This window comes from Nodularia sp. UHCC 0506, from assembly GCF_034931045.1.
In the GTDB taxonomy this organism is placed as follows: Bacteria; Cyanobacteriota; Cyanobacteriia; order Cyanobacteriales; family Nostocaceae; genus Nodularia.
Genome location: NZ_JAYGHH010000014.1, coordinates 35931 through 41930 on the forward strand (window position 1 = coordinate 35931; position 6000 = coordinate 41930).

Genomic DNA, 6000 nt, shown 5'->3' on the forward strand with positions numbered 1-6000 from the left:
CGATTTAGTTCCATAATCTGCCATGCTAAAACTTTTGTTGGGCGACCCCAACGCTCGTAAGCTTAAAAAATACCAACCTTATATTAGTGAAATTAATCTCTTAGAGGAAGACATTGCCGCCCTTTCCGATGAGGAGTTAAAAGGTAAAACCGGAGAATTTAAAGAGCGACTTGCCAAAGGCGAAACGCTCGATGATATTCTGCCGGAAGCCTTTGCAGTGGTCAGAGAAGCCGGACGACGAGTCTTGGGGTTGCGGCATTTTGATGTCCAGCTATTAGGCGGTGTGATCCTGCACTCTGGGCAAATTGCCGAAATGAAAACCGGGGAAGGTAAAACTCTGGTTGCTACTTTACCGAGTTATTTAAATGCTCTAACTGGTAAAGGTGTACACGTCATTACAGTTAACGATTACCTGGCTCGTCGGGATGCTGAATGGATGGGACAGGTGCATCGGTTTATGGGTTTGAGTGTGGGGCTGATTCAGTCGAGCATGATTCCCAGTGAACGCCAAAAAAACTATGAGTGTGATATCACTTATGTCACTAACAGTGAGGTAGGTTTTGACTACCTGCGGGATAATATGGCTACATCAATGGCTGATGTGGTACAACGCCCCTTTAATTATTGTGTGATTGACGAGGTAGACTCAATTTTAGTGGATGAGGCGCGGACACCACTAATTATTTCTGGGCAGGTAGAAAGACCTACAGAAAAATATTTACAAGCTGCTGAAATTGCTTCCAGACTGCAAGTAGATGAGCATTACGAGGTCGATGAAAAAGCCCGCAATGTGCTGTTAACTGATGAAGGCTTCGCGGAATCAGAAAATCTTTTGGGAGTTACAGATTTATTTGACCCGGAAGATCCTTGGGCGCATTTCATGTTCAATGCTATTAAAGCTAAGGAACTTTTCCTCAAGGACAAACACTATATTGTTGGTAACAAGGAAGTAGTAATTGTTGATGAATTTACGGGGCGGGTGTTACCTGGAAGGCGTTGGAGTGATGGTCTGCACCAAGCCATTGAAGCTAAAGAACACGTAGAGATTCAACCGGAAACTCAAACTTTGGCGACAATTACCTATCAAAATTTGTTCTTGCTTTATCCCAAGTTAGGTGGAATGACGGGAACTGCAAAAACTGAAGAGCCAGAATTTGAAAAAATCTACAAATTAGAAGTGGCAGTAATTCCCACTAATAGAATTAGAAAACGGCAAGATTGGCCGGATATGGTGTTTAAAACTGAGCCGGGTAAATGGCGGGCGATCGCAGGGGAATGTGCCGAAATGCACCAACTCGGCAGACCTGTGCTGGTAGGAACCACCAGTGTGGAAAAATCAGAATATCTCAGTCAGCTGCTGAAGCAGATGGAGATTCCCCACGAACTGCTCAACGCTCGACCCGAAAACGTGGAACGGGAAGCGGAAATTGTCGCCCAAGCCGGACGCAGAGGGGCTGTAACTATTGCCACAAACATGGCTGGTAGAGGTACAGACATCATTTTGGGTGGTAACTCCGAATACATGGCACGTTTAAAGCTGCGGGAATACTTTATGCCGCGAATTGTGATGCCAGAAGATGAGGATGTCTTTGGTGTGCAAAGAGCTGCTGGTTTACCTACAGGACACGGAGGTGGTCAAGGTTTTGTTCCTGGGAAGAAAGTCAAAACTTGGCGAGCTTCACCAGAAATTTTCCCCACTGAACTGACAAAAGAAACTGAACAGTTATTAAAAGATGCTGTGGAAGTGGCTGTGCGGGAATATGGCGATCGCAGTTTACCGGAACTGGAAGCTGAAGATAAGGTCGCTGTAGCAGCAGAAAAAGCTCCCATTAACGACCCTGTGATTCTGAGGTTGCGGGAAGCTTACAACCGTGTGAAGGAAGAATACGAACAATTCACCGAATCAGAACACAATGAAGTGATTGAATTAGGTGGTTTACACGTAATTGGTACAGAACGCCACGAATCACGGCGAATTGATAACCAATTGCGGGGACGGGCGGGACGACAAGGAGACCCTGGTTCAACACGATTCTTCCTCAGTTTAGAGGATAACTTACTGCGGATCTTTGGAGGCGATCGCGTCGCTGGATTAATGAATGCTTTCCAAGTAGAGGAAGATATGCCCATTGAATCCGGGATGCTGACTCGCAGTTTGGAAGGCGCACAGAAAAAAGTTGAAACCTATTACTATGACATCCGTAAACAGGTGTTTGAGTACGACGAGGTAATGAATAACCAACGTCGCGCCATCTATGCTGAACGTCGTCGAGTTCTAGAAGGTCAAGACTTGAAAGAACAGGTAATCAAGTACGCTGAAAAAACGATGGATGAAATCGTTGATTTCTACATCAACCCAGACTTGCCCTCAGAAGAGTGGGAGTTACAAAAGTTGGTGGAGAAAGTGAAGGAATTTGTCTATCTGTTAGCGGACATGGAACCCAGTCAGTTAGAGGATATGGGCGTGAGCGAGATTAAGGCATTCCTCCACGAACAAGTGCGAATTGCCTATGACCTCAAAGAAGCGCAAATTGACCAAATTCAACCGGGACTAATGCGACAAGCTGAAAGGTTCTTTATTTTGCAGCGCATTGATACTTTGTGGCGGGAACACTTGCAACAAATGGATGCTTTGCGCGAATCTGTAGGTTTGCGTGGTTATGGGCAGAAAGACCCGTTAATTGAGTACAAGAGCGAGGGTTATGAACTGTTCTTGGATATGATGGTCAATATCCGCCGTGATGTGGTTTACTCGTTGTTTATGTTCCAGCCTCAGCCCCAACCTGTAGCGCAGCCATCTTCTGAGATGGTTTAAAGAAGGTTTTTCACGCACCAGACGCAGAGAGTTTTTTCTGCGTCTTTGTTTTTTGGAGTTGAGATTAATTATTCCGCAAACATTTCAGCTAGGACATCAAGAACTGTTTTTTGTGCTTCTACACTAATTTGACCAAGCAATTTGACTAATCGAGTTTTATCTACTGTGCGAATTTGGTCAAGTACAATTTGTCCATTTTTTCCTTGAAATTGACAAGTTACCCTTGTTGGATATATTTGTCCTTTTGTGGTCATTGGTGCAACAATAACACTGGCAATATGGTGATTAATCTCGTTTGGTGAAATTACTAAACAGGGGCGTGTTTTTTGAATTTCACTCCCAATGTTAGGATCAAGGTTAACTAGAAAAACATCAAAGCGATTGACTACCATTCCCATTCAAGCTGATCCCATTCTGTTGTATTTAGATCATCTAATACGATATCATCTTGTTTTTCTGCCATTGCTGCAAATGCTTTGTCCCAATTCGCCCTTGCTTGTTCAACTGGGCGAATAATCAGATGATTTCCATGCACTTCAATTTTTACTTCTGAGTTAATACCGCTTTGTTCTAATAGGGTTTTCGGTATACGAAGTCCTTGGGAATTACCGATTTTTACTATTCGGGTTTTAATGGATTTACCCATTTTATTTTATAGAGAATAGGCTAGTATCTACATTGTAATTACATGAATAAAAATAGTCAAGTCGAAAGCTGGAAGTAACGGTGCAAACTTCTGTCACTTACTGAAACATTAGGAATTGGAGCAGCACTGGCTTTAATTAGTTATGTTCATGATTTGACTCAGGCAGATTGGAATATTATTCCTCCACATAATCCCAAACAGCAAAAAGATTTGGATTTTTGTATAGCTTCAGATGGTGAACAATGTATTGAAGTTGAAGCTAAAGGTTCCTATGTAGATTAGGAATCTCCTGTAATAAATTTTTTGTATTAAGTAGAATGGCATAAATCATTCAAGGTTTGTAGTGAGGACTTTAGTCCTCTTTATCTCCGGCAGCCAAGGGCTGAAGCCCTTACTACAAGCTCATTTGCTTGTTGACGATTATTTAAGATATTTTGATTGCTTCCCGCCAAATTGATCGATTTTAAGCAAACTTACCTCAGTATATGGATTTCGAGCAAACTTACCTCAGTATATTGTAAGCGATCGCGTCGCAGTTACAGTCCAAATGCCATACCGGGTAAATTCAGCTATATCTAAATCATATTTGTGATATTTTAGACAAGCAGTTGTCTTAATGCCATTAACAGTGTCATAAAGAGAAGGTAAAGAATTCAACCTGGGTATTCTTTATGTTGAAGATACTTGCGCTCCCAACTTCCAGCATAGACACATCACACTTATGACTGAAATCACATTACGCATACAACAGGGAGATACAGAAAAAACGTTGACCGTGAATCAAGACAAATTCACGATTGGGCGTTTGCCAGAATGTGACTTGTACTTACCTTTTGGCGGAGTTTCTCGAAAACACGCCAGGCTGGTAAAAACTGTAAATGGTGTATGGACTATTGAGGATTTAGGCAGCAAAAATGGGACACACGTAAATCAAAATCCTATTAATCATATCCAAGAATTGCATCATGGTGATATAGTTCTGCTGGGAAATGCGAGTTTGAAAGTAATGTTTACTGATACTGTTACACATTCTAGAACTCAAGAATCTTTGGTAGCAAGACGGTCTCAGCCCAGAACAATTTTTCACAACGTCAAACAACTGCAACAGCAATGGATAGAAGCTGATAGCCTAGAGGGAGAAAGCATTAATAAAGATAAAACCATTGCCCGCCTCAAAGACTTAGTAGATATAGCTAAAAATCTCTGTGCAGCAGCTTCTATAGAAGAGATTTTTTCTCAAGTACAACAAGTTGTTTTTCGTTACCTAGATAGCATTGACCGCTTGGCATTATTAATTGATGTCAATAGTTGCGGTCAATTGAAGTTAGTGAATGCTGCAACTAGAGACATTGACCAACAAAAATATCTCACAGGTGGAGGTGACTGGATTAGTCGCAGTATCTGCCAAAAAGTATTTGAGGAAAAAGTTGCCATTCAAACTGCTGATACCCATGAGGATGAACGCTTTTCGGGAGAACACAGTATTTTGGTTAAAGGTATCCGTAGCGCTATGGCTGTACCTTTGTGGGATGAAAATAAAGTTGTCGGCGTTCTTTATGCTGATGCTCATCTTTCTTCTTCCCATTGGGCGACTGAAGGGGAGGAAGAACTCAGCTTTTTTTCGGCTTTAGCAAACCTTGTGGCTTCTAGTGTGCAACGTTGGCTATTAGCAGAGAAATTAAAAACTGAAGAGGTGATTCGTCATCGATTAGAGCGTTATCATTCGCCTGCTGTTGTCCAGCAGTTAATCTCTGTGGGTGGTTTACCTGATGGTCGTTTAGCACCCGCAGAAACTGAAATCAGCGTTATATTTGCAGATTTAGTGGGGTTTACGGCAATTTCAGAACGGTTAAAGCCAACTGCGATCGCGCAATTATTGAATAATTTATTTGAAGAGATGTTGCAAGAAGTGTTTACCTATGGTGGCACTTTAGATAAATACATTGGCGATTGTATTATGGCATTTTTTGGCGCACCAGAACCCCAAAAAGATCACGCTGATCGTGCCACTGCTGCTGCTAAGGGAATGCTCGCTCGTTTGGAACGTCTGAATGCTAGTGGTTTTTGGCAAGAACCTCTACAGCTACGTATTGCCATTAATAGTGGTAAAGCCGTGGTAGGGGATGTTGGTAGTTCTCAGAGGGTGGACTATACAGCATTAGGGGCAGCGATTAATCTTGCAGCTCGCATGGAAGCAGTTTGTCCCCCCGGTAAATGTGTGATTACTGAAGCTACTTATTTTATGCTTTCACAATCGTCAGATTTTCAAGAAATGGGGCATTATCGTTTTAAAGGTATTGATAGATTAGTCAAGATTTATCAGACAAAAGCAATATAATTACTAATTCGTAGTTCGTAATTCGTAATTAGGGGTATTAATTATGAATTACGAATTATGAATTACGAATTATATGGTACTAACTACCATTGAGGAAGAACAAGCACCAGAAGCAGCAAGGTATTTATTAACCAAAACCCGTGAAGATGTACCATCGCCATCAAGTCGCGCCATAATAGAAATAATCATGACAATTATGGT

Annotated in this window: 6 protein-coding genes and 1 pseudogene; 4 read left to right on the top strand and 3 right to left on the bottom strand. The window is 41.8% G+C overall.

The features are described 5' to 3' along the window. Positions 1 to 22 precede the first annotated feature (22 nt). Positions 23 to 2815 (top strand): preprotein translocase subunit SecA, encoded by a 2793-nt coding sequence (secA, locus tag VB654_RS10950; protein WP_323213749.1) that lies wholly within the window; start codon positions 23 to 25, stop codon positions 2813 to 2815. A 68-nt stretch (positions 2816 to 2883) separates the two neighbouring features. On the opposite strand, the gene VB654_RS10955 is transcribed toward secA, so the two are convergent. Both VB654_RS10955 and VB654_RS10960 read right to left on the bottom strand, forming a co-directional pair. Continuing rightward, entirely contained in the window at positions 2884 to 3213 is a 330-nt protein-coding gene (locus VB654_RS10955) for a type II toxin-antitoxin system PemK/MazF family toxin (protein ID WP_323213751.1), read from the bottom strand. After that, positions 3201 to 3461 carry an AbrB/MazE/SpoVT family DNA-binding domain-containing protein gene (locus VB654_RS10960; RefSeq protein WP_323213752.1) on the bottom strand — a complete coding sequence of 87 codons (261 nt, stop codon included), beginning with the start codon at positions 3459 to 3461 and terminating at the stop codon, positions 3201 to 3203. The genes VB654_RS10955 and VB654_RS10960 overlap by 13 nt, the downstream gene beginning before the upstream one ends. 153 nt (positions 3462 to 3614) lie before the next feature. Here VB654_RS10960 and VB654_RS10965 point away from each other — a divergent pair, with 153 nt between their 5' ends. Then, positions 3615 to 3743 (top strand): hypothetical protein, encoded by a 129-nt coding sequence (locus VB654_RS10965; RefSeq protein ID WP_323213753.1) that lies wholly within the window; start codon positions 3615 to 3617, stop codon positions 3741 to 3743. A 225-nt stretch (positions 3744 to 3968) separates the two neighbouring features. Here the strand turns inward: VB654_RS10965 and VB654_RS10970 are convergent, their stop codons facing one another. Further along, positions 3969 to 4118 (bottom strand): hypothetical protein, encoded by a 150-nt coding sequence (locus VB654_RS10970; RefSeq protein ID WP_323213754.1) that lies wholly within the window; start codon positions 4116 to 4118, stop codon positions 3969 to 3971. A 64-nt stretch (positions 4119 to 4182) separates the two neighbouring features. Between VB654_RS10970 and VB654_RS10975 the strand changes: the two genes are divergently transcribed. Next, positions 4183 to 5799 (top strand): adenylate/guanylate cyclase domain-containing protein, encoded by a 1617-nt coding sequence (locus VB654_RS10975; protein WP_323213756.1) that lies wholly within the window; start codon positions 4183 to 4185, stop codon positions 5797 to 5799. A gap of 73 nt (positions 5800 to 5872) precedes the next feature. Beyond that, positions 5873 to 6000, top strand: a pseudogene (locus VB654_RS10980) (hypothetical protein); the annotation flags it as partial.